We start from the raw sequence: 25,914 nt of genomic DNA on the forward strand, positions 1-25,914 counted from the left end.
AGGGCACCGCTACGCAAAAACCTCAACGCCCGGGCGCAATCAACCGGCAGAGCTTGGCGGTCGCTTCGATCATCTGCCCGCTCGGCCGCTCAAGGCCCTTGTCGCTCACCCGCAGCAATTGCCCCTGACGCACCGCCGCCACCTGCGGCCAGGCTTTCCAGGCATCGAGCTGCGTCTGCTCGCCGGCCAGGATCACTTCGGGATCGCGCTGCAGCACCGCCTCGACGCTGACCTGCGGCGCCGGCAAACTCAGGTCGGCGAACACGTTGCGGGCACCGCACACCGCCAGCGCATCGCTGATGATCTGCCCGCCGCCGACGGTGTACAGCGGCTTGTCCCAGACCTGGTAGAACACCCGCAGAGGGCTTTCCCGGCGATAGCGCGTGCGGAGCGCTTCAAGGTCTTTGCGCAATGCCGCCACCCGCTCGATCCCGCGCTCAGGCCGGCCAAGCCGCCGGGCGATGGCATCGATCTGTTCGAGCAGTTGGTCAAGGCTGTGGGGTTCAGCCACGAAGGTCGGGATGTTCAGCCGCTTGAGCTGCTCGCGCTGGGCCGGGCCGACGCTGCCGGGCCAGAGCAGCAGCAAATCGGGCTGGAGGCTGAGCAAGCGCTCCATGTCGAGCTGCCCGTAGCGCCCCACCGAAGGCACTTGCTTGAGCGCGTCCGGCCGCTCGCCGGCATCCAGCACGCCCACCAGCAGGTCGGCCGAATCCAGTTCAACGACGATTTCCGACAGGGAAGGCGCGAGGCTGACCACCCGCAGGTCGGCCAGGGCCCCGCCGCTGGCGGCCAGCAGCAGAACCGCCAGCCAGAGGCGCCGCATCAACCGAGCTGACGCGGAATGCGGTAGAGGTAGAACAGCACGGCCGTGGACAGCGCCAGCAGCATCAGCGGCACGGCTTCGAGGCCGACGAACACCGCCAGCGCGCCGATCCAGGCCGGCAACGCCGCCGCCAGGAACGCCGTACGGCGACGGGCCGCCAAGGCGATCCACGCGCCGGGCTCTTCGGGGGTGTCGAGGCATTTCTGGGTGGCGATCAACGCATGCTTGTAGCGGCCGAAGAACTTCAGGCTGACGAACATCGACGCCACGCCGGCGATGAACAGCGGCATCGCCAGCACCGGCAAGACCGCCTCGCCCTGGCCGAACACGCCGTTGATCACGAACAGCGGCAGCAGCGCCAGCGCCAGGTATTTCCACCAGGCCACCGACAGGCGGCGACGCACCTGACCGCGGGTCACGCCCGGTCGACCTCGCCCTGGTGCTCGTTGCCCATCATGTGGTCGAGCTTGCTGGCCTTGGTCGCCAGGTAGAGTTTGTTGTGCGGGTTGTGGCCGGTGTGCAGCGGCACGCGCTCGGCGACGACGATGCCCATGTCGGTCAGCGCCTTGACCTTGCGCGGGTTGTTGGTCATCAGGCGCAGCGACTTGACGCCCAGGTGCTCCAGCATCGGCAGGCACATGGCGTAGTCGCGCTGGTCGGCGGCGAAGCCAAGGCGCTCGTTGGCCTCGACGGTGTCGGCGCCGCCGTCCTGCAGTTCGTAGGCGCGGATCTTGTTCAAGAGGCCGATGCCGCGGCCTTCCTGGCGCAGGTACAGCAGCACGCCACGGCCTTCGCGGGCGATGGCGCGCAGGGCGGCTTCCAGTTGCGAACCGCAGTCGCAGCGCTGGCTGAACAAGGCATCGCCGGTCAGGCATTCGGAATGCAGCCGGCCCAGCACCGGGGCACCGTCCGCGATCTCGCCCAGGCTCAGCACGACGTGCTCGCGGCCGGTGGCTTCATCGAGAAAACCGTGCATGGTGAATTGCGCAAAAGGCGTTGGCAGCTTGGAAGCGGCGACAAAAACGACAGGCACCGGTGTGCTCCTGATCTGAAAAGTCTGAAGATTCGCTGGGCGGCATTGTAACAGCAGGTTCCGACAGACGCTTAGGCTGAATTGTCGGCCATATTCATCAAAAAGTTTGATGCGAGGATGGTCGTGGCGAGGGCGGGCACGTCAGCCGTTCGGATCGAACGGATACGGCTGCTTCCAGCGCTCGAAGACCGCCTTGAGCTCGCCGGTCTTGACCAACTGCTCCATGCGCCGGTCATACAGCGCCATTAGGGCGCGGCCCTGGGGTGTGTCGGCGAACCCCAGGTACAGCGGCAGCTCCGCCAGATGCGAATAGCGGTACTGCGCCGGATCGTCGGCGTCCTTGAGCACCGCTTCGATCTCGGTCAGCGCATCGATGTAGAAATCCACCCGCCCCTGCTTGAGCATCGACAGGATCCCCGTGCGCCGCTCGATCTGGTTGTAGCGCTTGATGTTGGGCAGGTAGTTCTCGTAGCGGTAGCCCCGCACCCAGGCCAGGCGGTACTTGCCCAGGGAGGCCTGGGTCGGCGCCGGATTGCTTGCCAGCCCCAGGGCGTAGATGTGGTCGGAGTCGAAGTTCCAGCGCGGGTACAGCACCTGCTCGGCTTCATCGCGGTAGGAGCCGACCAGGGCGTCGACCTCCTTGAGCTGCACCAGCCCCACCGAACGGGTGTACGGCACGGTGCGGATGTCCAGCGTCACGCCGGCCTGCTCGAACACCAGCCGCAGCACGTCCCAGGCCAGACCGTGGCCGTCGGCGGCGGTGTAGTCTTCCCATTCCTCGCTGGCCAGGTGAATGACCGCAGGCGGTGCATCCTCGGCCCGGGCCAGGCAAGCGCCCCCGAAACCGAGCCAGACAACAACCAACAGCGCCAACCAGCGTCGAGCCATCCTTAGTCCCCCGTGCACGCCTGAGCGCTCAGGCGAAAATCCACACCAGTCCCTGCATCGCAAGCCAAGCGAACACGCCGGCCAGCACGTCGTCGAGCATGATCCCGACGCCGCCGTGCACATGCCGGTCCACCCAGCGGATCGGCCACGGCTTGAGTATGTCGAAGAAGCGGAACACCACAAACCCGGCCAGCAGCCAGTACCAGCCTTCCGGCACCAGCCACAGGGTGATCCACATCCCGACCATCTCGTCCCAGACGATGCCTTCGTGGTCATGCACCCGCAGGTCGTCGGCCACCTTGCCGCACAGCCAGAAGCCGAACAGCATGGTGATGCCCAGCATCAGCCAGTAACCCCAGTCGGGCAACATCTGCCACAACGGAATAAAGGGTAGCGCAACCAGCGAGCCCCAGGTGCCCGGCGCCTTGGGCAAGGTGCCGGAACCGAATCCGAAGGCCAGGAAATGCCACGGATTGCGCCAGACCGACGGCGGAACGCATTCGGCCGGAACCTGTTTCGGGTGATCTGTCACGGTGACTCCTGAAAATGTTGATAACCCCGGATCTGCGGGGTGATGTCGCGTCCGTCGCGGTCGAGCAGCGCCACGCCCTGCCCCTGCGCCACGCGGCCGATCACATGCACCGGCCAGCCGTCGGCCAGCAGCGCCGGCAATTCGACGGACGGCAAGGTGAAGGCCAGCACGTAGTCGTCGCCGCCGCTCAGGGCCGCACGCTCGGCGCCCGGTTGGCCGAGGAACGCCACCAGTGCGTCCGACAGCGGCACCCGCTCGCGCTCCACCTCCAGCCGCACGTTCGACGCCAGGGCGATGTGCCCGCAGTCGGCGAGCAAGCCGTCGGAGATGTCCAGCGCCGCCGTGGCCTTGCCGCGCAGCGCCTGGCCCAAGGCCAGTTGCGGCTGCGGCGACCAGTAGTGCGCCAGCAGCGGTCCTGCGACATCGGCCGCCGCCTCGCGCTGCCCCAGCACCAGCGGCAAGGCACCGGCGGCATTGCCCAGCTCGCCGCCGACGCACAGCAGGTCGCCTGGGCGCGCGCCGCTGCGGGTCAGGGCCTGGCCCGCCGGCACGCGGCCGAACACGGTCATGGTCAGGCTCAGCGGCCCACGGGTGGTGTCCCCGCCCACCAGCGCCACGCCGCAGCCCTGGGCCATCTGGCTCAAGCCGCGGGCATAGGCCTGCAGCCAGTCGGCGGTCACCGAAGGCAGGGTCAGGGCAAGGGTAAAGGCAACGGGCGTGGCACCCATGGCAGCGAGGTCGCTGACCGCCACGGCCAGCGAACGCTGACCGAGCAGGAACGGATCGCAGGGGTCGGCGAAATGCACGCCGGCCACCAGCGTATCGGTGGAAACCGCCAGCTGTTCCCCGGAAGGAACCGCCAGCAAGGCGCAGTCGTCGCCGATCCCCAGGGCAACGCCCTCGCCGCCCTGCGCACAGGGCGCGGCGGCGAAGAAGTTGCGGATCAGCTCAAACTCGCCCATGAGGTCTCAAGCGCCGGTCAGCGCTTGAACGCCTTCACTTCAGCTTCACGCAGGCGCGGGGCCAGTTTGTCCAGCACGCCGTTGACGAACTTGTGACCGTCGGTCGAACCGAAGACCTTCGCCAGTTCGATGCCTTCGTTGATCACCACGCGGTAAGGCACGTCGACGCGCTTGAGCAGCTCCCAGGTGGACAGGCGCAGCACCGCCAGCTCGACCGGATCCAGCTCTTCGATGGCCAGGTCCAGGCAAGGCGTGAGCGCGTTGTCGATCTCGGTGCGGTTGGCCGGAACCCCGTGCAGGATCTCGCGGAAATACGCGCCGTCGACATCGGTGAAATCGTTGTCGACCCGAAACTGTGCCTCGATCTCGTTCAACGAAGCCCGGGCCATGTGCCACTGGTACAGCGCCTGCGTCGCGAGCTGACGGGCTTCGCGGCGCTTGGCGCTCTTCGAGGGCTTGCCGGCGTTCGCTGGTTTGGGATCGCGCGGGTTGAAACGATCGCTGTCGTCGCTAATCACTTGGCCTCCAACTGCGCCAGCAGGCTGACCATTTCCAGGGCGGACAGGGCAGCTTCGGCACCTTTGTTGCCGGCCTTGGTGCCGGAACGTTCGATGGCTTGCTCGATGGAATCGACGGTCAGCACGCCGAAGGCGACCGGTACGCCGAACTCCATGGAGACCTGGGCCAGGCCCTTGGTGCATTCGCCGGCCACGTATTCGAAGTGCGGGGTGCCGCCACGAATGACCGCGCCCAGCGCGATGATCGCTGCGAATTCGCCTTTCTGGGCGACTTTCTGCGCGACCAGCGGAATTTCGAAGGCGCCCGGTGCGCGGATGATGGTGATGTCGCTTTCGCTCACGCCGTGGCGAACCAGGGCATCGACTGCGCCGCTGACCAGGCTTTCAACCACGAAGCTGTTGAAACGGCCCACTACCAAAGCGTAGCGGCCTTTTGGAGCGATGAAAGTACCTTCGATGGTCTTCAGGGTCATTCGTCAGATCTCTTAAAGAGCCGGGACGCGTCTGTTACGCGCCCCTCAGGGATATTTGAACCGCGAATCAAGGGCCGGAAACAACCGGTCATCATTCGGAGGGCACGTATTCTACAACTTCCAGATCGAAACCGGATATCGCGTTGAACTTCATCGGCGCGCTCATCAGACGCATCTTGCGCACGCCCAGGTCGCGCAGGATCTGCGAACCGGCGCCGACGATGCTGTAGGTGGTCGGTTTTTTCGCCGCCGCCTGATCGCCGGTCTCGCGGATGTGCGCCAGCAGCACGTCGCCGTCGAGCGGGTGACCGAGCAGCAGCACCACGCCGCTGCCGGCCTCGGCCACGGCGGCCATGGCGGCGCGCAGGCTCCAGCGGCCCGGTTGCTTGACCATCAGCAGGTCGCGCAGCGGATCCATGTTGTGCACGCGCACCAGGGTCGGCTCTTCGGCGCAGACGTTGCCCAGGGTCAGGGCCATGTGCACGTCGCCTTCGACCGAATCACGGTAGGTGACCAGGTTGAACTGGCCCAGTTCGCTGTCCAGCGGCTGCTCGGCGATCCGCTGAACGGTACGTTCGTGGATCATCCGGTAGTGGATCAGGTCGGCGATGGTGCCGATCTTGATGTTGTGTTCGGCGGCGAAGGTTTCCAGTTCCGCGCGGCGGGACATGGTGCCGTCGTCGTTCATCACTTCGCAGATCACCCCGCTCGGCTCGAAACCGGCCATGCGCGCCAGGTCGCAGGCCGCTTCGGTGTGGCCGGCGCGGGCCAGGGTGCCGCCGGCCTGGGCCATCAGCGGGAAGATATGGCCGGGGCTGACGATGTCTTCGGCCTTGGCGTCCTTAGCGGCCGCGGCCTGTACGGTGCGGGCGCGGTCGGCGGCGGAGATGCCGGTGGTCACGCCTTCGGCGGCCTCGATCGACACGGTGAACTTGGTGCCGAACCCGGAACCGTTGCGCGGCGCCATCAGCGGCAGCTTCAGGGTCTCGCAGCGCTCGCGGGTCATCGGCATGCAGATCAGGCCGCGGGCATGCTTGGCCATGAAGTTGATGTGCTCGGCCTTGCAGCATTCGGCGGCCATGATCAGGTCGCCTTCGTTCTCGCGGTCTTCGTCATCCATGAGGATGACCATCTTGCCTTGGCGGATGTCTTCAACCAGCTCTTCGATGCTATTGAGCGCCACAAGGCACCCCCATTCTTTCAGAAATTGAGTTTCAGGATTTGAGATAGCCGTTGGCGGCCAGGAAGCTTTCGGTGATGGTGCCGCCGGCGCTCGGCTCGGCGGCCTTGTCGCCCAGCAGCAGGCGCTCCAGGTAGCGCGCCAGCAGGTCGACCTCCAGGTTCACCCGGCGGCCCGGCTTGTAGGACGCCATGATGGTTTCGCTCAGGGTGTGCGGAATGATCGTCAGCAGGAACTCGGCGCCGTCGACCGCGTTCACCGTCAGGCTGGTGCCGTCGACGGTGATCGAGCCCTTGTGGGCGATGTACTTGGCCAGCTCCTTCGGCGCGCGGATGCGAAATTCCACGGCGCGGGCGTTGTCGCTGCGCGACACCACCTCGCCGACGCCGTCGACGTGGCCGCTGACCAGGTGCCCGCCCAGGCGGGTGGTCGGGGTCAGGGCCTTTTCCAGGTTGACCGGGCTGCCGCTCTTGAGGTCATTCATGGCGGTGCAGTCGAGGGTTTCGCGGCTGACGTCGGCGGCGAAGCCGTTGCCCGGCAGTTCGACCGCCGTCAGGCAAACGCCGTTGACCGCGATGCTGTCGCCCAGCTTGACGTCGCTCAGGTCGAGCTTGCCGGTTTCGACATGCACCCGCACGTCACCGCCCTTGGGGGTCAGTGCACGGATGCTGCCGATGGATTCGATGATGCCGGTGAACATGGGGTTCTCCTTGAGAACGGCGCCTGCGCTAACGCGATGGCCGGGAATTATACGCTCGCGGCAGGCAGAGGGATTGCGGTGACTCGCCAGTCATCGCCCACCGCGCGGATTTCGCTGATTTTCAGTTCCGGCGCGTCCTTCATATACGCCAGCGGCCAGTCGAGCAGCGGACGCGCCGCAGAGCCCAAGAACTTGCCGGCGATGAAGATCACGAACTCGTCGACCAGCCCCTGCTGCGCAAAGGCACCGGCCAGGCGCGGCCCGGCTTCGACCAGCACTTCGTTGACGCCGCGGCCGGCCAGTTCGGCCAGCAGCCGGCGCAGGTCGACCTGGCCGTCATCGCCCGGCACGTGCAGGCATTCGGGGCCGTCGACGTGCTGCTCTTCCACAGCCGCGCAGGTGGCGACCAGCGCGGGACCGGCCTTGAAGAACGGCGCGTCCAGCGGCACCCGCAGGCGGCCGTCGACCAGCACCCGCAGCGGCGGCCGGCTCATGGCCAGCGCGGTCTGCGCCGCATCCAGCCCCAATTCGTCAGCCCGCACGGTCAAGCGTGCGCCATCGGCCAGCACCGTGTCGGCGCCGGTCAGCACCACGCTGGCCTGGGCCCGCAGGCGCTGCACCGCCGAGCGCGCGGCGGGGCCGGTGATCCACTGGCTCTCGCCGCTCGCCATGGCCGTGCGGCCGTCGAGGCTCATGGCCAGCTTGACCCGCACGAACGGCAAGCCGTGCTCCATGCGCTTGAGAAAGCCTTCGTTGAGCTTGCGCGCCTCGCCTTCCAGCACCCCGCTGGCGGTGGCGATACCGGCGTCGGCCAGGCGTTGCAGGCCCTGGCCTGCGACCTGCGGATTCGGATCCTGCATCGCCGCCACCACCCGCCCGACGCCGGCCTTGACCAGCGCGTCGGCGCACGGCGGCGTGCGGCCATGGTGGCTGCACGGCTCAAGGGTGACGTAGGCGGTGGCGCCCCGGGCCTGCTCGCCGGCGGCGCGCAGGGCGTGGACTTCGGCGTGGGGTTCGCCGGCGCGTTCGTGCCAGCCTTCGCCGACGATCTGCCCGTCGCGCACGACCACGCAGCCGACCCGCGGGTTCGGGTGGGTGGTGTAGTGGCCCCTGCGCGCCAGCTCCAGGGCCCGGGCCATGAAGTGCGCGTCGAGGATGGCCTGTTCGGCGGCGGTCATTCTTTCACCGGTTCGCGGGCCAGGCGGTCGATCTCTTCGCGGAACTCGTTGAGATCCTGGAAGCGGCGGTACACCGACGCGAAGCGGATGTAGGCGACTTCGTCGAGTTTTTTCAGTTCGGCCATCACCAACTCACCCACCACGAGGGACTTGACCTCGCGCTCGCCGGTGGCGCGCAGCTTGTGCTTGATGTGCACCAGGGAGGACTCGAGGCGCTCGACGCTGACGGGACGTTTCTCCAGCGCACGCTGCATGCCGGCGCGGAGTTTCTCTTCGTCGAAGGGTTGGCGGCTGCCGTCGGTTTTGATCAGGCGCGGCAACACAAGCTCGGCCGTCTCGAACGTCGTGAAACGTTCGCCGCAGGCCAGGCATTCACGCCGGCGGCGCACCTGCTCGCCCTCGGCGACCAGACGCGAGTCGATGACCTTGGTGTCGTTGGCACCGCAGAAGGGACAGTGCATGGTGGCTGGCAACAAAAAATGGGAGGGCCATGGTAGCGCATCCCCGTGGCAAGACAAGCCATAGGCTTTGCGGTATACAGACTGCCATGATCTGACGATCCATGGATTTCACTTTTACGGAGCCGCCAATGCCGTTACGTCCGCTCGTTTTGCTCAGTCTCTTCAGCCTGCTGGTGGCCTGCGGCAGCGATGCGCCCAAGCCCCAGCCGCCGACACCGGGCCCTGCGCCGCAGCAGGCGCAGAAAAAGGCCCGGGAAGCCGCCGACCTCGGCCCGCTGCCGGCCTACCAGCGCGAGCTGAGCGGCACCCTGCAAGGCGTGCCCGCCGGCGCCGAAGTCGAACTGGCGCTGCTGGTGATCGACGAGAAGGACCGGCCGCAGCAACTGCTGGCCAGCGCCACGCTGATCGGCAACGACCGGGCGCTGCCGTTCCACCTGCGCTTCAACCCCGACGCCTTCCCCGCCGGCGCCCGGGTCGAGCTGCGCGGCCGCGCCAGCCAGTCCGGCCAGTTGATCCTGCACTTGCCGTCGCAGGCCATCACCCAGCCGACCACCCAGGCACTGGGCCCGCTGCAGTTCGTCAAAGCGCCATGAATGCACCGTTCGACCTGCAGCAGGCCTTGAGCGGACTGCTCGGCGACGCCCGGCTGGTGGCTTGCCCGCTGCCGGGCACCGACCTGCGCCTGTGGCTGATCGACGGCGACAACATGGCCCGGGAATTCACCCCGGACGAAACCCGCCGCATTCTCCACGAGCCGCCGTACTGGAGCTTCTGCTGGGCCAGCGGCCTGGCGGTGGCGCGTTACCTGGCCGAACATCCCGAATGGGTCAGGGGCAAGCGCGTGCTGGACTTCGGCGCAGGCTCCGGCATCGCCGGGATCGCCGCCGTGAAGGCCGGCGCTGCGGAGGTGGTGGCCTGCGACCTCGACCCGTTGGCGATCGCCGCGTGCAGGGCCAACGCAAGCCTCAACGGCGTGGAGATGGGCTACTCGACGGACTTCTTCGCCGAGGCGGACCGCTTCGACCTGATCCTGGTCGCCGACGTGCTGTACGACCGGGCCAACCTGCCGCTGCTCGACGCGTTCCTCAGCCGTGGGCGCGAGGCCTTGGTGGCCGACTCCCGGGTGCGCGACTTCCGCCATCCGCAGTACACCCGCATCGAGATGCTGGAGGCCATGACCCTGCCGGATCTGGCCGAACCGGAAGAGTTCCGGCATGTCAGCCTTTACCATGCGCGGCGCTAGCCAACCGCTTCCGGCCACACCCCGCCACCCCGTATAGTTGCCCCATCCACGCTTTCACGAGAGCCCCCATGAGCGAGCAAACGCCCTACATCTTCGACGCCACGACCGCCGATTTCGACCGGTCGGTGATCGAGAACTCCTTCCACAAACCGGTGCTGGTGGATTTCTGGGCCGAATGGTGCGCGCCGTGCAAGGCGCTGATGCCGATGCTCCAGGGCATCGCCGAGAGCTATCAGGGCGAGCTGCTGCTGGCCAAGGTCAACTGCGACATCGAGCAGGACATCGTCGCCCGCTTCGGCATCCGCAGCCTGCCGACCGTGGTGCTGTTCAAGGACGGCCAGCCGGTGGACGGCTTTGCCGGCGCGCAGCCCGAGTCCGCCGTGCGCGCGATGCTCGAGCCCCATGTGCAGATGCCGCCGCCGGCCGCCGCCGACCCGTTCGAACAGGCCCAGGCGCTGTTCGACGCCGGCCGGTTCGCGGACGCCGAAGCGGCGCTGGTCGCGATCCTGGGCGAAGACAACACCAACGCCAAGGCGCTGATCCTGTATGCCCGCTGCCTCACCGAACGCGGCGAGCTGGGCGAGGCGCAGACCGTGCTCGACGCGGTCAAGAGCGATGAGCACAAGGCCGCGCTGGCCGGGGCCAAGGCCCAGATCAAGTTCCTCGGCCTGGCCCGGGACCTGCCGGACGCCGCCGAGCTCAAGGCGCGCCTTGCGCAGAACCCGCAGGACGATGAAGCGGTGTACCAACTGGCGATCCAGCAACTGGCCCGCCAGCAGTACGAAGCGGCGCTGGACGCCCTGCTCAAGCTGTTCATCCGCAACCGCAGCTACGGCGAAGGCCTGCCGCACAAGACCCTGATGCAAGTGTTCGAACTGCTGGGCAACGATCACCCGCTGGTGACCGTCTACCGGCGCAAGGTGTTCGCGGCGCTGTACTGACCGGTCACTCGGTCCAGCTGTAGAGCGGCGTATCCCCGCCGCTCGCCACCTTCACCTGCGACGAGTGGCGCAGCCGCACCAGCAGGCGCTTGCCCGCCGCGGCGCTGCCGGTCAGCCCTTCCAGTTGCTCCAGCAGGTCCGGCCCGCTGAGCTGCCCGGCCTTGCGCAGCAGCTCCTGCGCGGTCTGCCACAATGCGTCGTCCTGGTTCGACGGTTTCGCCGCAGGCGTTGCGGCGGCCTGCGGCGCCGCCTGCAAGGATGCGCCGAAGTGCGTACCGAGCCGCGCCCAGTCGCCGTCATCCAGTTCCAGCGTCAAGTCCACCGGCACATCGCCGACGGTTCCGCGTATCCGCAACATAAGCTTCGCTCCCGCATCTGTATGGCCGGCATGCTCCCATGGCCGGTGCGCAACGCCAAGCGCACGATGAGCGGCCTCCGGGCAGATTCTCCGGGAGCGTCTATATTTCTGTTTTTTCCATGGGAAGGATGCCCATGTCCGCAGGCAGGAAACTGGCCTCCAAGGGAGCCCCCACCTCTACCGGTGGCGTGGTGCTCGAAGGCAATGAAAATCTCAGGATCGAAGGGCAGATCATCGCCTCCATCGGGCAGCTCGCCAGTTGCCCGGCCTGCAGCGCAGGCCAGGGGCCGATCGTCGCGGTGGGCGAGCGCACCCTGATGCTGCCCGCAGGCCCCGCAGCGCTTGAGGGCGACTACGTCGCCTGCGGCTGCCCGCCCATGGCCAACAAGGTACTGACCCAACAGCACAGCGGCTACGCCGGCATCGGCCGGCCGGCGCCCATCGACATGGGCCCGCCCATCGCCGCCCTGGCCTCCCGCCGGTACCTGCAGGTGATCGTCGAGCGCCAGGACGACACCGAGAAACCGGGCCTGGCCTACCGCCTCAAGGACAAGAACAAGGCCGCCATTCTCGAAGACAGCACCTGCACAGCCACCGGCGAAGGCTGCGAACACGCCGTGGAGAACCCCGAAGACTACGACACCCTGCTGGTCGGCGAAGACGCCGAGTGGTCGTTCTATGTCTACGAAGAGCCGCTGGATCAGGAGGCGTCATGAAATCGGAAATCAGACTGGTCTTTAAGGACTTCCTGATGCAGGCGCCCCTGGGCGTGAAGTTTCAGCTGCTGATCGACGGCAACGTCATCGACGACGCGATCACCCAAGCGGACGGCCCCGACCAGACGTATCTGCTGCAGCCGGACAAGGTGCAGACCCTCGTCACCATCAAGGACACGGGAAAGACCAAGACCATCAAGACCCGCGACAGCCATGAAGTCAGCCTGCGGGTCGTCGGGACTTCCGGCGCGCAGAAGGCGCTCAACACCGCCACGCTGACCCCGGGCACACGCCTGACGATGGTGGCCGTGTCGCCCTGGGTCAGGGTGCCCTTGTCCACCACCGGCGCCGTCACGAACGATGTTTTCTATGAGGTGGAATACGGGGTCAAGCGCAAGAACCAGACCCGCACCGTCAAGGTGATGATCCAGGACATGCCGCGCCGGATACTGCTCGCGGCCCTACAGCACCGGGGCTCCACGGCATGGGCCGGCAAAACGAGCAAAAGGTCGCTGGAGCACCCGACGCTCAAGCAGAGCGTGGAGTTCGCGGCCGGCACCAACAAATGCAACCTGTTCGTGTACGACGTGCTGACCTCCATCGGGGTCAACGTGGCGCTGATCGAGCACGGCAAATCGAAGTACTTGCCGGGCGTCAAGAACCTCAGCCCGCCGCTGGCCGGCGAGTGGGCCGACGACACCCGGCTGCTCAACAACTGGAAGGTGGAGCGTTCGGCTTTACCCGGCGACATCGGCGCGTATGCTGTCAATTATTCCAACGCGAGCGGTCACGTCGGCTTTATCCTGGCACAGGGCGTGTGCATTTCCGCCGGCTGGGAGAGGGTCGAAGTCAACGACGCCGGCTTCCGGCAGATCGCCGGCAACGGCATCGACAGCGACCATGACTTCACCATTTTCCGACGGTACAAGCACAGCACACCCCAATGAAACGACTCTTCTGGATTTTCCCGGTGCTTGCGCTGGCGCTGATCGCGGCCTGGCGGTCCTGGTCGCCCGCCGACCTGACGGCCTGCCCGCCCGGCGACCGCGCGCCGGGGCCCCTGAGCGCCTTCGTCCACGGCTACTTCGAGCGCAACGGCCGGGTGGACTGGCGCGAACTCGACAACCGCTTCGACGTGCTCTCCACGCCCCAGGGCCGCGTGATCGCCGATCAACCCCAAGCCTATGCCTGCGAGGCCGTGCAGATCCTGCAGAACCCGGCGTTCAGCCAGAGCGAGAAGGTCTACGCCACCGCGCTGATGTTCCGGCTGCCGATCAGCCAGTACCTGGGCTTCATGGATCGCAGCCACCAGCTGTACGAACAGGCCAGCATCGACCGGGAGGTGCTGACGCTGGTGGTGCACCCACGCGGCACGGCCGTCGATTACTGGTGGCTGCCGGCCTGGCGCCAGCGCTTCAACCGCGATGCGCCGGACGTGCTGGAGCCTGGGTTCATCCATCAGGTGCTGTCGGGCCGCTACTGGTTCGACTATCCCGGCAATGGGTTCTGACCGTCCGCAAACATTCCAACGCCTGAGCGTTGCCCGCGACCTGGCGCGGGCAACGTGCGCTCATGTCTTGCGCAATGCGGGGCGGGCGGGCAAACTCTCCGCACTTTCGTTATAAGATTACATAACAAACTCTTCACTTTACTTTCCGGAGACCGCCATGCGCCGTCTGCTGCTCGCTTTGCCGTTTGCCCTGTTGCCGCTGGCCGTCGCCCAGGCCGCCGACGAGCACGACCATGACCACGAACACGGCAGCCTCGGCGCCCACGAGCATGGCGTCGGTCGCATGAACGCCGCGCTCGACGGCCAGACCCTGGAGCTGGAACTGGAAAGCCCGGCGATGAACCTGGTCGGCTTCGAACACGCCGCCACCAGCGAAGCCGACAAGGCCAAGGTCGCCGCCGCCCGCGCGCAACTCGAGCAACCGCTGGCGCTGTTCAGCCTGCCGGCCGCCGCCGGCTGCAAGGTCACCCGCCAGGAACTGGAAAGCCCGCTATTCGGCGACAAGCCCGACGCCGACGACGACCACGACGAGGAAGCCGACAAAGACGGCCACGAGCATCACCACGACCACAGCGAGATCCACGCCCACTACCAGTTCAACTGCGCGACGCCGGGTGCGCTGAAGGCACTGGACCTTTCGAAGGTGTTCAGCAGCTTCCCGGCCACCCAGAAAATCCAGGTGCAACTGATCGGCCCAAGCGGTCAGCAAGGCACCGAAGTGACGGCCAAGGCCGCGGCCCTGAAGTTCTGAACCCACCCAAACCCTGTGGGATCGGCACCATGACCCAAGCACTCATCGAACTGTCGGACCTGGGCTTCAGCTGGCCCGGCCACCCGCCGCTGCTGGACATCCCGGCGTTCCGTCTGGAGGCCGGCGAGACCTTGTTCCTCAAAGGTCCCAGCGGCAGCGGCAAGACCACCCTGCTCGGCCTGCTCGGCGGGGTGCAGAAGCCCGGCCGCGGCAGCATCCGCCTGCTCGGCCAGGAACTGACCGACCTCGGCGCCGGCGCCCGCGACCGCTTCCGGGTCGATCACACCGGCTACATCTTCCAGCAGTTCAACCTGCTGCCGTTCCTGTCGGTGCGCGAGAACGTCGAGCTGCCCTGCCACTTCTCGAAGCTGCGGGCGCAGCGGGCCAAGCAGCGCCACGGCAGCGTCGACCAGGCCGCCGCCACCCTGCTCGCCCACCTGGGCCTGAACGATAAAGGCATCCTTGGCCGCCGCGCCGACTCGCTGTCCATCGGCCAGCAGCAACGGGTGGCGGCGGCACGGGCCTTGATCGGTCAGCCGGAACTGGTGATCGCCGACGAACCCACCTCGGCGCTGGACCACGATGCCCGGGAAAACTTCCTCCGCCTGCTGTTCGCCGAATGCCGCGACGCCGGATCGAGCCTGCTGTTCGTCAGCCACGACCAGAGCCTGGCCCCGCTGTTCGACCGTCACCTGTCCCTGGCCGAACTCAATCGCGCCGCCACGTCCGCCGAGGTCTGAGATGTATCTGTTCCGCCTGGCCATGGCCAGCCTCGCCAACCGCCGCTTCACCGCCCTGCTGACCGCGTTCGCGATCGCCCTCTCCGTCTGCCTGCTGCTGGCGGTGGAACGGGTGCGCACCGAGGCCAAGGCCAGTTTCGCCAGCACCATCAGCGGCACCGACCTGATCGTCGGCGCCCGCTCGGGCTCGGTGAACCTGCTGCTGTACTCGGTGTTCCGCATCGGCAACGCCACCAACAACATCCGCTGGGACAGCTTCGAGCGCTTCGCCAACGACCCGAAAGTGAAATGGGCGATCCCCATGTCCCTCGGCGACTCCCACCGGGGCTACCGGGTGATGGGCACCACCGGCGCCTACTTCGAGCATTACCTTTACGGCCGCCAGCAGCACCTGGCCCTGGCCGACGGCCGTGCCTTCGCCACCGATCCGTTCGAAGTGGTGCTCGGCGCCGAAGTGGCCGAGGCGCTGCACTACAAGCTCGGCGACAAACTGGTGCTGGCCCACGGCGTGGCGGCGATCAGCCTGGTCAAGCACGACGACAAGCCGTTCACGGTGGTCGGCATCCTCCAGCGCACCGGCACGCCGGTGGACCGCACGCTGCACATCAGCCTGGGCGGCATGGAGGCGATTCACATCGACTGGCACAACGGCGTGCCGGCCCGGGGCAACGGGCGGATCAGCGCCGACCAGGCGCGCAACATGGATCTGACGCCCCAGGCGATCACCGCGTTCATGCTCGGCCTCAACAGCAAGATCTCCACGTTCGCCCTGCAACGGGAGATCAACGAATTCCGCGGCGAACCGCTGCTGGCGATCCTGCCCGGCGTGGCCCTGCAAGAGCTGTGGAGCCTGATGGGCACCGCCGAAAAGGCCCTGTTCGTGGTGTCGCTGTTCGTCGTGCTGACCGGGTTGATCGGCATGCTCACGGCGATCCTCACCAGCCTCAACGAGCGCCGCCGGGAGATGGCGATCCTGCGTTCGGTGGGCGCACGGCCCTGGCACATCGCAAGCCTGCTGGTGCTGGAGGCCTTTGCCCTGGCGCTGGCCGGGACAGTGGCCGGGCTGGCCTTGCTGTACGCCGGCATCGCCGTGGCGCAAGGTTACGTGCAGGCCAACTACGGGCTGTACCTGCCCCTGGCCTGGCCGAGCGAGTATGAATGGACGCTGCTCGGTGGCATTCTGGCGGCCGCGCTGCTGATGGGCAGCGTGCCGGCCTGGCGCGCCTACCGCCAATCCCTGGCCGATGGCCTGTCGATCCGACTATGAGGATGTCCCCCATGCCCCGCGCCGCGCTCGCGCTGCTGTTGCTGATGGCCCTGCCCGTGTGGGCGGCCGCGCCGAAAGACCTGACCTGGTCGGAGATGATCCCGCCGGACGCGCCGGCGGAGACGCCGAACATGACGCCGCTGCACGACCTGTCGAAGATGGGCGACGCGCTGTCCGCCGAGTCCGCCCCGGCGGCCAAGCAGGACATGCCCAACGCCCCGGTGGTGCAGAGCCTCGACGGGCAGAACGTGCGCCTGCCGGGCTACATCGTGCCGCTGGAGGTCAGCGAGGAAGGCCGCACCACGGACTTCCTCCTGGTGCCGTACTTCGGCGCCTGCATCCACGTGCCGCCACCGCCGTCGAACCAGATCGTGCACGTGAAGAGCGAGCTGGGCGTGAAGCTCGACGAGCTGTACCAGCCCTACTGGGTCGAGGGGCCGCTGCAGGTCAAGCCGTCCACCAGCGAACTGGCCGATGCCGGGTATCAGATGGCGGCGGACAAGATCTATGTCTATGAACTGCCGGAGTGAATCCGCCGGCTGCGGCGGGGCCTGGGCGCTCGCCATCGCCAGCAGGCTGGCTCCCACAGGGATCGGTGTTCAGGCACAAATCCAAGCGGGGGCCGGCGAAGTTCCGCAGAAAAAACGACGATCACTGTTTCATTGAGCTGAATCAAAAGACCGTATCAGACGGCTCCGTACCATTTGGACATCGAACCTTTTCAACGTCCTTTTGGAGCCCCCATGAACAAGTCCTTGCTCAGCGCCTCGCTGTTTGCATTTGCGCTCGCAGCCCCGCTCGCCCATGCCCACGAAGCCGGCGACATCATCGTTCGCGCCGGCGCGATCACCGTCAACCCGAAGGCCGACAGCTCCAGCGTCAAGGTCGACCAGGGTCCGTTGAGCGGCGCCAACCTGGGCGGCAAGGCGACCATGAGCAGCGACACTCAGCTGGGCCTGAACTTCGCCTACATGATCACGCCGAACCTGGGCGTCGAGCTGCTCGCCGCGACCCCGTTCGAACATGACGTGAAGCTCAAGGGCACGGGCCTGGCCGCCGCCAACGGCAAGCTCGGCACCCTCAAGCACCTGCCGCCGACCCTGAGCCTGGTCTACTACCCGCTGGACTCGAAATCGGCCTTCCAGCCGTACATCGGCGGCGGCATCAACTACACCTGGATCTACGACGAACACGTCGGCAGCCAGGCCCAGTCCAACGGCTTCAGCAACTTCAAGGCGAAGAACTCCTGGGGCCTGGCCTGGCAGGTGGGCGCCGACTACATGCTGACCGACAACATCATGCTCAACGCCCAGGTGCGCTATATCGACATCGACACCCGCGCCACCGTGGAGAACAACGCCGTGGCTCCGGGCACCCGCGCACGGGTGAACGTGGACGTCGATCCGTTTGTGTACATGGTCGGTCTGGGCTACAAGTTCTAAGAACGTTCACGTGGTGGTGGATGAGGGCTAATGCGGCGAGGGGACTCGTTCCCGCCGGGCTGCGAAAGCGGCCCCGGACCGGACAGAAGCGGTGCTTCAGAAAAACCGCGTTGACTGGATCTGCGACTGCTGCGCAGTCGAGCGGGAGCGAGCTCCCTCGCCACAGGGATCGCATCGGGCTTCACCGCGATACCCCGCCCGCAAAAAAGGCGCCTGCAAAGGCGCCTTTTTTGTTTGTGGCGGCTTAGCGGCCCAACAGCCGCGCCAGGCCGACGCTCATCGGCGTCTGCGCCGGCAGTTCGAAGCGCTCCAGCAAACGCCGGTTGTCGGCCCGCGAGTGGCGGATGTCGCCGGAGCGGGCCGGGCCGTAGCTCACGGTCGGCAGTTGCCCGACGACCTTTTCCAGCTCGGCCAGCATCTGCTTGAGGTTGGTCGCGCGGTTCCAGCCGACGTTCACCGCACCCGGCTGCGCTTCGGGCTTCTCGATGGCCTGCACCAGCACATCGACCAGATCCTCGACGTAGAGGAAATCGCGGGTCTGCTCGCCGTCGCCGAACACGGTGATCGGCAGGCCCTTCTGCGCCCGCTCGCTGAAGATGCTGATCACGCCGGAGTACGGCGAGGACGGATCCTGGCGCGGTCCGAAGATGTTGAAGAAACGGAAAATCACCGGTTCCAGGCCGTGCTGGCGCCGGTAGAAATCAAAGTAATGCTCGCCCGCCAGCTTGTCCGACGCATAGGGCGTCAGCGGGGCCTTGGGGGTGTCTTCGTCGATCGCCTGGCCTTCGCCGTTGTTGCCGTACACCGCCGCGCTGGAGGCGAACAGCACACGTTTGACGCCGGCCACACGCATGGCCTCGCAGACGTTGAGGGTGCCGATGAAGTTGCTCTGGTGGGTCTTCACCGGGTCGTCCACCGACGCCTGCACCGAGGCCACAGCGGCCAGGTGGGCGACCGCGCTGCAGCCCTGCATCGCCGTGGCGACCAGCGCCGCGTCGGCGACATCGCCGACCACCAGTTCGACCTTGGGGTTGTCCAGCGGCAGGTTGCTGCGCTTGCCGGTGGACAGGTCGTCGAGCACCCGCACCGAACGGCCCTTGGCGAGCAGTGCGTCGACCAGGTGCGAGCCGATGAAACCGGCGCCGCCGGTGATTAAAACAGGGCCTTCAGCCATGACGGTAAAACCTATCCAGTAAGCCCGGGAGCGCGGCGCGCCAGGCGCGCGGCTTGATCCCGAAGGTGTGCAGAATTTTCTTGCAGGCCAGCACCGCGTGCTGCGGCTCTTCGGCGGCGTCGGGACGCGCGGCGTGGGCCTGGGCGGTCGGCGCCTCGACGGCCAGCGGATGCAGGCCGCGCGCTTCGGTCAGGATCGCCTGGCCCAGCGCCAGCGGCGTGGTCGCCTCCTGGCCGGCGTAATGGTACGTGCCCCACAACGGCGCCGCGCAATCGAGTTGCTTGAGCACCGAAATGATCACCCGTGCCGCGTCGTCCACCGGAGTCGGATTGCCCCGGCGGTCATCGGCCAGGAGCAGTTCGTCCGGCTGTTCGGCGCGAGCGAGGAAACGGCCCAACGTGCCCTCTGGGCTGTCGTCCAGCAGCCAGCCGAAGCGCAGCAGCACATGCTGCGGGCAAGTGGCACGCACGCTCTGTTCGATGCGCCACAGGGCCTGGCCGCGCAGGCCCAGCGGCACCGGTTCGTCCTTTTCGCTGTAAGCGGTGGCGCGGGAGCCGTCGAACACCCGGTAGCTGGAGGGCTGCAACAGGATGATGTTGTGGTGCTGGCACAGTTCGGCCAGACGCTCGATGGCGCGTTCCTGCCCGGCCAGGCGGCTTTCGCTGACGGCCTCGGCCTGGAACCAGTCGAAATAGTAGGCGAGGTTGATCAACGCGTCGGGACGGGTGTCGTCGAGCAGTTGGGTCAGGCTCGCGGCATCCCAGCCGTCTTCGGGCGGGCGGGGGGCGAGGAAACCGATGTCTTCCTCTGCACCGAGGCGAATCAGCGCCTGCCCAAGGGCATTTCCGCCGCCCAGTAACATAAGGCGCATTCGCATAGAGTCAGCAGGCCCAGTCTGATGGGAAACATGGCGATGGCGGCGGCGCGGCTGGCGCCGCCGCCGGTCATTGCCGGAATCGTTGCATTTTGCGGGTTTAGTGCGCAACCGTCACCCGCAAAGTGTAGATCCCCCCGGTTTTGTGGTGCGGCGGCAGGCCCCACCGCCAGCAGGCTGGCTCCCACAAGGGACGGGCGTCGTCCCCCCGAAAACCTGTGGGAGCCTGCCGGCGATCGGTGTCGCCGAAGATCTCCAGCGGTACTTGCATCTTCGAACGCCCGCCCGCATAACTGGCCCCATGAATCTGCCCCTCCCCGCCGACAGCGCCCTGGCAGGCTTTCATCCCGCCGTCAGCGCCTGGTTCGCCAGCACCTTCCCGACGGTCACCGCCGCCCAGGCCCGCGCGTGGCCGCTGATCCGCCAGCGCCGTTCGACCCTGATCGCGGCGCCCACCGGCTCCGGCAAGACCCTCACCGCCTTCCTCGCCGTGCTCGACGACCTCGTGCGCCGTGGCCTGGAAAACCCGGACGGGCTGCCGGACGCGACCCTGGTGGTCTACGTGTCGCCGCTCAAGGCGTTGTCCAACGACATCCGCATCAACCTGCAGGATCCGCTCGCGGGCATCACCGAGCAATTGCGCCGGATGGACCTGCCGGCGCTGGAGATCACCACCGCCGTGCGCACCGGCGACACTCCGCAGAACGACCGCGCCGCGATGCGCAAGCGCGCGCCGCACATTCTGGTGACCACCCCCGAATCGCTTTACGTGCTGCTCGGCTCGGAGTCCGGGCGGCAGATGCTCGGCACCGTGCGCACGGTGATCGTCGATGAGATCCACGCCATGGCCGCGAGCAAGCGCGGCAGCCACCTGGCCCTGAGCCTTGAGCGTTTGCAGGCCTTGTGCCCGGAGCCGCTGTTGCGCATCGGCCTGTCGGCCACCCAAACGCCCATCGAGACGGTGGCGCGGTTCCTGGCCGGCCACGGCCGCCCCTGCGAGATCATCGACATCGGCCACGCCCGGCCGAGGGACTTGGGCATCGAAGTGCCGCCCGTGCCGCTGTCGGCGGTGATGGCCAACGACGTCTGGGAACTGGTCTACGAGCGCCTCGCCACGTTGGTGCGCGAACACCGCACCACCCTGGTGTTCGTCAACACCCGGCGCCTGGCCGAACGCCTGAGCCGGCACTTGAGCGAGCGCCTGGGCAAGGACGCGGTGGCGGCGCACCACGGCAGCCTGGCCAAGGAATCGCGGCTGGAGGCCGAACAGCGGCTCAAGCGCGGCGAGCTGCGCGTGCTGGTGGCCACCGCCGCGCTGGAGCTGGGCATCGACATCGGCGAGGTCGACTTGGTGTGCCAGATCGCCTCGCCGCGCTCGATCGCCGCGTTCCTGCAAAGGGTCGGGCGTTCCGGGCACCAGGTCGGCGGCACGCCCAAGGGCCGGCTGTTCGCCACCTCCCGCGACGACCTGATCGAATGCGCGGCCCTGCTCGACTGCGTGCGCCGGGGCGAACTCGACCGCCTGCACATCCCCGAAGCGCCGCTGGACGTGCTGGCGCAGCAGATCGTCGCCGAAGTCAGTTGCCGGGAATGGGACGAAGCCTCGCTGCTGACGCTGCTGCGCCAGGCCGAACCCTATGCCGGCCTCGACGACAAGCACTATCAGGCGCTGCTGACGATGCTCGCCGAAGGCTACAACGGCCGCCAGGGCATCCGCAGCGCCTACCTGCACCGCGACGCCGTCGGCCGCACCCTGCGCGGCCGGCGCGGCGCGCGGCTGACCGCCGTGACCAGCGGCGGCACCATCCCGGACAACGCCGACTACAGCGTGCTGCTGGAGCCCCAGGGCCTGAATGTCGGCAGCGTCAACGAAGATTTCGCCGTGGAGAGCATCGCCGGCGATGTGTTCCAGCTCGGCAACACGTCCTACCGCATCCTGCGGGTGGAGACCGGCAAGCTGCGGGTCGAGGACGCCCAGGGCCAGCCGCCGACCATCCCGTTCTGGCTCGGCGAAGCGCCGGGACGCAGCGCCGAACTGTCGGCGGCGGTGGCCCGCCTGCACGCGCAGCTCGACGCCTTGCTCGGCGCCCACCCTGGCGACCTGCAACCGGCCCTCGACTGGCTGACCGCGACCCTCGGCCTGAACCCCGAAAGCGCCGAGCAACTGGTGGACTACTTGGCCCGCGCCCGCCAATCCTTCGGCGCCCTGCCCTCCCAGGACACGCTGCTGATGGAGCGCTTCTTCGACGAGTCCGGCGGCACCCAACTGATCATCCACTCGCCGTTCGGCAGCCGCATCAACCGCGCCTGGGGCCTGGCCCTGCGCAAGCGTTTCTGCCGTACCTTCAACTTCGAGCTGCAGGCGGCCGCCAGCGAAGACGCCATCGTGCTGTCGCTGTCCACCAGCCACAGCTTCGCCCTCGACGACGTCTGGCGTTACCTGCGCAGCGACAGCGCCGAACACGTGCTGATCCAGGCGCTGCTGGACGCGCCGCTGTTCGGCGTGCGCTGGCGCTGGAACGCCGGGGTGGCGCTGGCCTTGCCGCGCTTCGTCGGCGGGCGCAAGGTCGCGCCGCAGCTGCAGCGGATGAAAAGCGAAGACCTGATCGCCAGCGTGTTTCCCGACCAGATCGCCTGCCTTGAGAACCTCGCCGGCGAGCGTGAGATCCCGGACCATCCGCTGGTCGAGCAGACGATCGACGACTGCCTGCACGAAGCGATGGACACCGAAGGCTGGCTCGCCCTGCTGCGGCGCATCGAGTGCGGCGACGTGCGCCTGGTCAGCCGCGACCTGCCGGCGCCCTCGCCGCTGGCCGCCGAGATCCTCAGCGCCCGCCCCTACACCTTCCTCGATGACGCACCGCTGGAGGAGCGCCGCACCCAGGCGGTGCTCAACCGCCGCTGGAGCGATCCGCAGTCCACCGACGACCTCGGCGCCTTGGACGCCGAGGCGATTGCCGCCGTCGCGCAAGAGGCCTGGCCGGCACCGGGCAACCTCGACGAAATGCACGAAGCGCTGATGAGCCTGGCCTGCGTCAGCGACCGCGAGGCCCAGGCCGATCCACGCTGGCCGCAATGGCTGGAAGCATTGGCCGACAGCGGCCGCGCCTGCCGTTTGCGGATCGGTGCGCAGCAGGAACTGTGGCTGGCGCGGGAACGCCTCGCTTGTCTGCTGGCGCTTTATCCACAGGCCGAACGGCATCCGGCGCTGGAGCCGCTGCCCGGCTTCGACGAAGCCTGGACGGCCGATGACGCGCTGGTCGAGGTGATCCGCGCCCGGCTCGGCGGCTTCGGCCCGTTGCCGGTGGAGGCCATCGGCGAACCGCTGGCGCAGCCGGCCTCGCTCATCCGGCAGGCCCTGGCCCGGCTGGAGCACGAGGGCTATGTGCTGCGTGGCCGTTTCACCCCGGGGCTGGACGTCGAAGAGTGGTGCGAGCGGCACCTGTTGGCGCGGATCCACCGCTACACGGTCAAGCGCCTGCGCCGGGAAATCGAACCGGTGACGCTGCAGGACTTCATGCGCTTCCTGTTCGACTGGCAGCACCTGTCCGCCGCCACCCAAGGCCAGGGCAACGCCGTGCTGCCGGCCATCGTCGCCCAGTTCGAAGGCTACCCGGCGGCCGCGTCGGCCTGGGACAGCGACCTGCTGCCGGCCAGGCTCAAGGACTATTCGCCGGGCTGGCTGGACGAGCTGTGCCGCAGCGGCAAACAGGTGTGGATGCGCCTGAACGCCCGACCGGCCTCGGGCGCCAGCGCCCTACGCAGCACGCCGGTGGTGCTGCTGCCGCGCAGCCGGGTGGGGCTGTGGAGCGGGCTGACCGAGCAGACGCCGAGCGATGAACTGTCGCCCAAAGCCCAAAAAGTGTTCGAGGCCCTGAGCCTGCACGGCGCGCTGTTTTTCGACGAACTGATCCACGAAGCGCACTTGCTGCGTTCGGAACTGGAGATCGCCTTGCAGGAACTGGTGGGCGCGGGCCTGGTGAACGCCGACAGCTTTGCCGGTCTGCGGGCGCTGACCGCTCCGGCCGGCAAACGCCCGCAACGCAGCCACCGGCGCGGGCGCGGCGCCTTCGCCGGCGGCATGGACGATGCCGGACGCTGGGCCCTGCTGCGGCGCGGCGCGCCTGTGGATAAACCCAAAGCCCTGGAACACATCGCCATGACCCTGCTGCGCCGCTACGGCGTGGTGTTCTGGCGCTTGCTGGAGCGCGAAGCGGACTGGCTGCCGAGCTGGCGCGAGCTGCTCCACACCTTTCATCGCCTGGAGGCCCGGGGCGAAATCCGTGGCGGGCGCTTCGTCAGCGGCCTGGCGGGCGAGCAGTTCGCCCTGCCTGAAGCGATCCCGCTGCTGCGCGAGGTCCGCCGCCGGCCCCACGACGGCAGCCTGGTGGCGGTGTGCGGGGTCGACCCGCTGAACCTGGCCGGTACCCTGTTGCCGGGCGCGAAAGTGCCGGCGCTGGCGGGCAACCGGCTGGTGTACCGAGACGGCGTGCCAGCCGCCGCCGAGATCGCCGGCAAACAGCAGTACTGGCTGGAGCTGGCGCCGGACGACATGACGGCGCTGCGCAACAAACTGATCCAGCACCGCTAGAAACGCCCGGTCACGGGGTTCGCCGGGATCTTTGCTTCGCCGGCAAATATCAAATGCCCGCCCCTGTATTTTTCCGCAAGGCCCCAACCCCGACACTGCGCTCCATCCAATTCCCTACCGGAGTGCAGTCATGCCCATTGCCTTGCTCGCGCTGACGCTCAGCGCATTCGCCATCGGGACGACCGAGTTCGTCATCGTCGGCCTGCTTCCCACCATCGGCGCCGACCTGGGCGTCAGCCTGCCGTCCGCCGGGCTGCTGGTCAGCCTGTACGCGCTCGGGGTCGCCGTCGGCGCCCCGGTGCTCACCGCCCTCACCGGCAAAGTCCCGCGCAAGCTGTTGCTGCTGTCGTTGATGGTGCTGTTCACCCTCGGCAACCTGCTGGCCTGGCTGGCGCCGACCTATGAGTCGCTGGTGCTGGCGCGGATTGTCACCGGCCTGGCCCACGGGGTGTTCTTCTCCATCGGCTCGACCATCGCCACCAGCCTGGTGCCCAAGGAAAAGGCCGCCAGCGCGATCGCGGTGATGTTCACCGGCCTGACCGTGGCGCTGGTCACCGGAGTGCCGCTGGGCACGTTCATCGGCCAGCATTTCGGTTGGCGCGAAACCTTCCTCGCCGTGTCGGCGCTGGGCGTGGTCGCGTTCATCGGCAGCCTGCTGTACGTGCCCAAGTCCATCGCCCACAGCCAACCGGCGTCGCTGGTGCAGCAGTTGCAGGTGCTCAAGCAGCCGCGCCTGCTGCTGGTGTACGCCATGACCGCCATCGGCTACGGCGGCTCGTTCATCGCCTTCACCTTTCTGGCGCCGATCCTTCAGGACATCTCCGGCTTCAGCGCCGGGGCGGTCAGCCTGGTGCTGCTGGTGTACGGCGTGTCCGTCGCGGCGGGCAACCTCTGGGGCGGCCGTCTGGCGGACCGGCGCGGGCCCATCGGCGCCCTGAAGATCATCTTCGCCCTGCTCGCCGCCGTGCTGTTCGCCCTGACCTTCACCGCCGCCAACCCATGGCTGGCCCTGGCCACCGTGCTGGTGTGGGGCGCCGTCGCGTTCGGCAACGTGCCGGGCCTGCAGGTGTACGTGGTGCGCCAGGCCGAGCATCACACGCCACGGGCGGTGGACGTGGCGTCGGGGCTGAACATCGCCGCGTTCAACCTGGGAATCGCCGGCGGGGCGTGGGGCGGCGGGCTGATCGTCGAACACCTGGGCCTGATCCACACCGCGTGGATCGGCGGCCTGGTGGTGCTGGCGGCCCTGGCGCTGACGGCGTGGAGCGGCCGGCTGGATCGCCTGGGGCCGGTGCATGCCGAGCCGACGGCGGGCCGCGTGGTCGTCGGGCACTGAGTTCTCCTGGCTGTGGTTTGCCAGTGATGACGGGCGGCCCGAGGCATTGATGCCGGACCGGCCGCCGTCATCGCGGGCAAGTCGAGTCGTCGCACCGCCGCTCCCACAGGAATTGCGGGGGGCAACTGAACCTGTGGGAGCCAGCCTGCTGGCGATGTTGCCAGCGAAGGCCCCCCAGGGGCGTCCTACCGCCCGTAGCCCCGCCGAAACTTTCCCGTCATGA

Annotated in this window: 28 protein-coding genes; 13 read left to right on the forward strand and 15 right to left on the reverse strand. The window is 67.6% G+C overall.

Going from position 1 to position 25,914, the window contains the following annotated elements:
• Positions 1–22 precede the first annotated feature (22 nt).
• From CAG29_RS14465 to nrdR, 12 genes are all read right to left on the reverse strand, one after another.
• The gene (locus tag CAG29_RS14465) at positions 23–823 is read right to left on the reverse strand and encodes a cobalamin-binding protein (RefSeq protein WP_085694682.1); all 801 of its coding nucleotides are present in this window, start codon (positions 821–823) and stop codon (positions 23–25) included.
• Positions 823–1,242 carry an MFS transporter gene (locus CAG29_RS14470; protein ID WP_085694683.1) on the reverse strand — a complete coding sequence of 140 codons (420 nt, stop codon included), beginning with the start codon at positions 1,240–1,242 and terminating at the stop codon, positions 823–825. Before CAG29_RS14470 ends, CAG29_RS14465 begins: the two co-directional genes overlap by 1 nt.
• Positions 1,239–1,856: a GTP cyclohydrolase II gene (ribA, locus tag CAG29_RS14475; RefSeq protein WP_085585896.1), complete on the reverse strand. Its 618-nt coding sequence runs from the start codon at positions 1,854–1,856 to the stop codon at positions 1,239–1,241. Before ribA ends, CAG29_RS14470 begins: the two co-directional genes overlap by 4 nt.
• 141 nt (positions 1,857–1,997) lie before the next feature.
• Positions 1,998–2,744: an ABC transporter substrate-binding protein gene (locus CAG29_RS14480; RefSeq protein WP_085585894.1), complete on the reverse strand. Its 747-nt coding sequence runs from the start codon at positions 2,742–2,744 to the stop codon at positions 1,998–2,000.
• 28 nt (positions 2,745–2,772) lie between these two features.
• On the reverse strand, positions 2,773–3,276 hold the full coding sequence (locus CAG29_RS14485) for a phosphatidylglycerophosphatase A (RefSeq protein WP_085585892.1): 504 nt from the start codon (positions 3,274–3,276) through the stop codon (positions 2,773–2,775).
• Positions 3,273–4,238 (reverse strand): thiamine-phosphate kinase, encoded by a 966-nt coding sequence (gene thiL, locus CAG29_RS14490; RefSeq protein WP_085633563.1) that lies wholly within the window; start codon positions 4,236–4,238, stop codon positions 3,273–3,275. Before thiL ends, CAG29_RS14485 begins: the two co-directional genes overlap by 4 nt.
• A 17-nt stretch (positions 4,239–4,255) precedes the next feature.
• On the reverse strand, positions 4,256–4,756 hold the full coding sequence (gene nusB / locus CAG29_RS14495; protein ID WP_085585888.1) for a transcription antitermination factor NusB: 501 nt from the start codon (positions 4,754–4,756) through the stop codon (positions 4,256–4,258).
• The gene (gene ribE, locus CAG29_RS14500) at positions 4,753–5,229 is read right to left on the reverse strand and encodes a 6,7-dimethyl-8-ribityllumazine synthase (protein WP_003228649.1); all 477 of its coding nucleotides are present in this window, start codon (positions 5,227–5,229) and stop codon (positions 4,753–4,755) included. Before ribE ends, nusB begins: the two co-directional genes overlap by 4 nt.
• A gap of 91 nt (positions 5,230–5,320) precedes the next feature.
• Positions 5,321–6,412 (reverse strand): bifunctional 3,4-dihydroxy-2-butanone-4-phosphate synthase/GTP cyclohydrolase II, encoded by a 1,092-nt coding sequence (gene ribBA / locus CAG29_RS14505; protein WP_085585886.1) that lies wholly within the window; start codon positions 6,410–6,412, stop codon positions 5,321–5,323.
• 31 nt (positions 6,413–6,443) lie between these two features.
• Positions 6,444–7,109, reverse strand: coding sequence for a riboflavin synthase (locus CAG29_RS14510; RefSeq protein WP_085633561.1), 666 nt, complete (start codon positions 7,107–7,109; stop codon positions 6,444–6,446).
• Positions 7,110–7,156: 47 nt separating this feature from the next.
• Positions 7,157–8,287 carry a bifunctional diaminohydroxyphosphoribosylaminopyrimidine deaminase/5-amino-6-(5-phosphoribosylamino)uracil reductase RibD gene (ribD, locus tag CAG29_RS14515; RefSeq protein ID WP_085633559.1) on the reverse strand — a complete coding sequence of 377 codons (1,131 nt, stop codon included), beginning with the start codon at positions 8,285–8,287 and terminating at the stop codon, positions 7,157–7,159.
• Positions 8,284–8,748 (reverse strand): transcriptional regulator NrdR, encoded by a 465-nt coding sequence (gene nrdR / locus CAG29_RS14520; RefSeq protein ID WP_007906838.1) that lies wholly within the window; start codon positions 8,746–8,748, stop codon positions 8,284–8,286. The genes ribD and nrdR overlap by 4 nt, the downstream gene beginning before the upstream one ends.
• A 128-nt stretch (positions 8,749–8,876) precedes the next feature.
• On the opposite strand from nrdR, the gene CAG29_RS14525 reads away from it, so the two are divergent.
• From CAG29_RS14525 to trxA, 3 genes are all read left to right on the forward strand, one after another.
• On the forward strand, positions 8,877–9,341 hold the full coding sequence (locus tag CAG29_RS14525; RefSeq protein WP_085638968.1) for a YbaY family lipoprotein: 465 nt from the start codon (positions 8,877–8,879) through the stop codon (positions 9,339–9,341).
• Positions 9,338–9,991, forward strand: a complete 654-nt coding sequence (locus CAG29_RS14530) for a methyltransferase (protein WP_085633555.1) — start codon at positions 9,338–9,340, stop codon at positions 9,989–9,991. The genes CAG29_RS14525 and CAG29_RS14530 overlap by 4 nt, the downstream gene beginning before the upstream one ends.
• Positions 9,992–10,059: 68 nt before the next feature.
• Positions 10,060–10,932, forward strand: a complete 873-nt coding sequence (trxA, locus tag CAG29_RS14535; RefSeq protein ID WP_085694684.1) for a thioredoxin — start codon at positions 10,060–10,062, stop codon at positions 10,930–10,932.
• A 4-nt stretch (positions 10,933–10,936) separates the two neighbouring features.
• On the opposite strand, the gene CAG29_RS14540 is transcribed toward trxA, so the two are convergent.
• Positions 10,937–11,290 (reverse strand): hypothetical protein, encoded by a 354-nt coding sequence (locus CAG29_RS14540; protein ID WP_085585874.1) that lies wholly within the window; start codon positions 11,288–11,290, stop codon positions 10,937–10,939.
• A gap of 134 nt (positions 11,291–11,424) precedes the next feature.
• On the opposite strand from CAG29_RS14540, the gene CAG29_RS28780 reads away from it, so the two are divergent.
• From CAG29_RS28780 to CAG29_RS14585, 8 genes are all read left to right on the forward strand, one after another.
• The gene (locus tag CAG29_RS28780; protein WP_256575572.1) at positions 11,425–12,006 is read left to right on the forward strand and encodes a PAAR domain-containing protein; all 582 of its coding nucleotides are present in this window, start codon (positions 11,425–11,427) and stop codon (positions 12,004–12,006) included.
• Entirely contained in the window at positions 12,003–12,953 is a 951-nt protein-coding gene (locus CAG29_RS14555; protein WP_085694685.1) for a CHAP domain-containing protein, read from the forward strand. The genes CAG29_RS28780 and CAG29_RS14555 overlap by 4 nt, the downstream gene beginning before the upstream one ends.
• Entirely contained in the window at positions 12,950–13,516 is a 567-nt protein-coding gene (locus CAG29_RS14560) for a hypothetical protein (RefSeq protein ID WP_085694686.1), read from the forward strand. Before CAG29_RS14555 ends, CAG29_RS14560 begins: the two co-directional genes overlap by 4 nt.
• 157 nt (positions 13,517–13,673) lie before the next feature.
• Positions 13,674–14,267 carry a DUF2796 domain-containing protein gene (locus tag CAG29_RS14565; protein WP_085694687.1) on the forward strand — a complete coding sequence of 198 codons (594 nt, stop codon included), beginning with the start codon at positions 13,674–13,676 and terminating at the stop codon, positions 14,265–14,267.
• 29 nt (positions 14,268–14,296) lie between these two features.
• Entirely contained in the window at positions 14,297–15,007 is a 711-nt protein-coding gene (locus CAG29_RS14570; RefSeq protein WP_085585865.1) for an ABC transporter ATP-binding protein, read from the forward strand.
• A gap of 1 nt (position 15,008) precedes the next feature.
• Positions 15,009–16,274, forward strand: coding sequence for an FtsX-like permease family protein (locus CAG29_RS14575; RefSeq protein WP_085633547.1), 1,266 nt, complete (start codon positions 15,009–15,011; stop codon positions 16,272–16,274).
• Between the two features lie 11 nt (positions 16,275–16,285).
• Complete coding sequence (locus CAG29_RS14580) at positions 16,286–16,804, forward strand: DUF3299 domain-containing protein (protein WP_085585861.1); 519 nt, start codon at positions 16,286–16,288, stop codon at positions 16,802–16,804.
• 213 nt (positions 16,805–17,017) lie between these two features.
• Positions 17,018–17,716 (forward strand): OmpW family protein, encoded by a 699-nt coding sequence (locus tag CAG29_RS14585; protein WP_085585859.1) that lies wholly within the window; start codon positions 17,018–17,020, stop codon positions 17,714–17,716.
• 244 nt (positions 17,717–17,960) lie between these two features.
• Here CAG29_RS14585 and CAG29_RS14590 read toward each other — a convergent pair whose 3' ends face one another.
• Positions 17,961–18,890, reverse strand: coding sequence for an NAD-dependent epimerase/dehydratase family protein (locus tag CAG29_RS14590; RefSeq protein ID WP_085585857.1), 930 nt, complete (start codon positions 18,888–18,890; stop codon positions 17,961–17,963).
• Entirely contained in the window at positions 18,883–19,767 is an 885-nt protein-coding gene (locus CAG29_RS14595) for a sugar nucleotide-binding protein (protein ID WP_085585855.1), read from the reverse strand. Before CAG29_RS14595 ends, CAG29_RS14590 begins: the two co-directional genes overlap by 8 nt.
• A 298-nt stretch (positions 19,768–20,065) precedes the next feature.
• Between CAG29_RS14595 and CAG29_RS14600 the strand changes: the two genes are divergently transcribed.
• Positions 20,066–24,355 (forward strand): DEAD/DEAH box helicase, encoded by a 4,290-nt coding sequence (locus CAG29_RS14600; protein WP_085694688.1) that lies wholly within the window; start codon positions 20,066–20,068, stop codon positions 24,353–24,355.
• Positions 24,356–24,485: 130 nt separating this feature from the next.
• Complete coding sequence (locus CAG29_RS14605) at positions 24,486–25,691, forward strand: MFS transporter (protein ID WP_085656272.1); 1,206 nt, start codon at positions 24,486–24,488, stop codon at positions 25,689–25,691.
• The last annotated feature ends 223 nt before the right edge of the window (positions 25,692–25,914 follow it).

Origin of the sequence: Pseudomonas sp. B7(2017) (assembly GCF_002112745.1) — a bacterium.
GTDB lineage: Bacteria > Pseudomonadota > Gammaproteobacteria > Pseudomonadales > Pseudomonadaceae > Aquipseudomonas > Aquipseudomonas ekonensis.

Bases quoted from the DNA above. Each gene is read 5' to 3' on its own strand.
- CAG29_RS14465 (WP_085694682.1), bottom strand. From the start codon at position 823: ATGCGGCGCCTCTGGCTGGCGGTTCTGCTGCTGGCCGCCAGCGGCGGG.
- CAG29_RS14480 (WP_085585894.1), bottom strand. From the start codon at position 2,744: ATGGCTCGACGCTGGTTGGCGCTGTTGGTTGTTGTCTGGCTCGGTTTC.
- thiL (WP_085633563.1), bottom strand. From the start codon at position 4,238: ATGGGCGAGTTTGAGCTGATCCGCAACTTCTTCGCCGCCGCGCCCTGT.
- ribE (WP_003228649.1), bottom strand. From the start codon at position 5,229: ATGACCCTGAAGACCATCGAAGGTACTTTCATCGCTCCAAAAGGCCGC.
- CAG29_RS14510 (WP_085633561.1), bottom strand. From the start codon at position 7,109: ATGTTCACCGGCATCATCGAATCCATCGGCAGCATCCGTGCACTGACC.
- ribD (WP_085633559.1), bottom strand. From the start codon at position 8,287: ATGACCGCCGCCGAACAGGCCATCCTCGACGCGCACTTCATGGCCCGG.
- nrdR (WP_007906838.1), bottom strand. From the start codon at position 8,748: ATGCACTGTCCCTTCTGCGGTGCCAACGACACCAAGGTCATCGACTCG.
- CAG29_RS14525 (WP_085638968.1), top strand. From the start codon at position 8,877: ATGCCGTTACGTCCGCTCGTTTTGCTCAGTCTCTTCAGCCTGCTGGTG.
- CAG29_RS14530 (WP_085633555.1), top strand. From the start codon at position 9,338: ATGAATGCACCGTTCGACCTGCAGCAGGCCTTGAGCGGACTGCTCGGC.
- trxA (WP_085694684.1), top strand. From the start codon at position 10,060: ATGAGCGAGCAAACGCCCTACATCTTCGACGCCACGACCGCCGATTTC.
- CAG29_RS14540 (WP_085585874.1), bottom strand. From the start codon at position 11,290: ATGTTGCGGATACGCGGAACCGTCGGCGATGTGCCGGTGGACTTGACG.
- CAG29_RS28780 (WP_256575572.1), top strand. From the start codon at position 11,425: ATGTCCGCAGGCAGGAAACTGGCCTCCAAGGGAGCCCCCACCTCTACC.
- CAG29_RS14555 (WP_085694685.1), top strand. From the start codon at position 12,003: ATGAAATCGGAAATCAGACTGGTCTTTAAGGACTTCCTGATGCAGGCG.
- CAG29_RS14560 (WP_085694686.1), top strand. From the start codon at position 12,950: ATGAAACGACTCTTCTGGATTTTCCCGGTGCTTGCGCTGGCGCTGATC.
- CAG29_RS14565 (WP_085694687.1), top strand. From the start codon at position 13,674: ATGCGCCGTCTGCTGCTCGCTTTGCCGTTTGCCCTGTTGCCGCTGGCC.
- CAG29_RS14570 (WP_085585865.1), top strand. From the start codon at position 14,297: ATGACCCAAGCACTCATCGAACTGTCGGACCTGGGCTTCAGCTGGCCC.
- CAG29_RS14575 (WP_085633547.1), top strand. From the start codon at position 15,009: ATGTATCTGTTCCGCCTGGCCATGGCCAGCCTCGCCAACCGCCGCTTC.
- CAG29_RS14580 (WP_085585861.1), top strand. From the start codon at position 16,286: ATGCCCCGCGCCGCGCTCGCGCTGCTGTTGCTGATGGCCCTGCCCGTG.
- CAG29_RS14585 (WP_085585859.1), top strand. From the start codon at position 17,018: ATGAACAAGTCCTTGCTCAGCGCCTCGCTGTTTGCATTTGCGCTCGCA.
- CAG29_RS14590 (WP_085585857.1), bottom strand. From the start codon at position 18,890: ATGGCTGAAGGCCCTGTTTTAATCACCGGCGGCGCCGGTTTCATCGGC.
- CAG29_RS14595 (WP_085585855.1), bottom strand. From the start codon at position 19,767: ATGCGAATGCGCCTTATGTTACTGGGCGGCGGAAATGCCCTTGGGCAG.
- CAG29_RS14600 (WP_085694688.1), top strand. From the start codon at position 20,066: ATGAATCTGCCCCTCCCCGCCGACAGCGCCCTGGCAGGCTTTCATCCC.
- CAG29_RS14605 (WP_085656272.1), top strand. From the start codon at position 24,486: ATGCCCATTGCCTTGCTCGCGCTGACGCTCAGCGCATTCGCCATCGGG.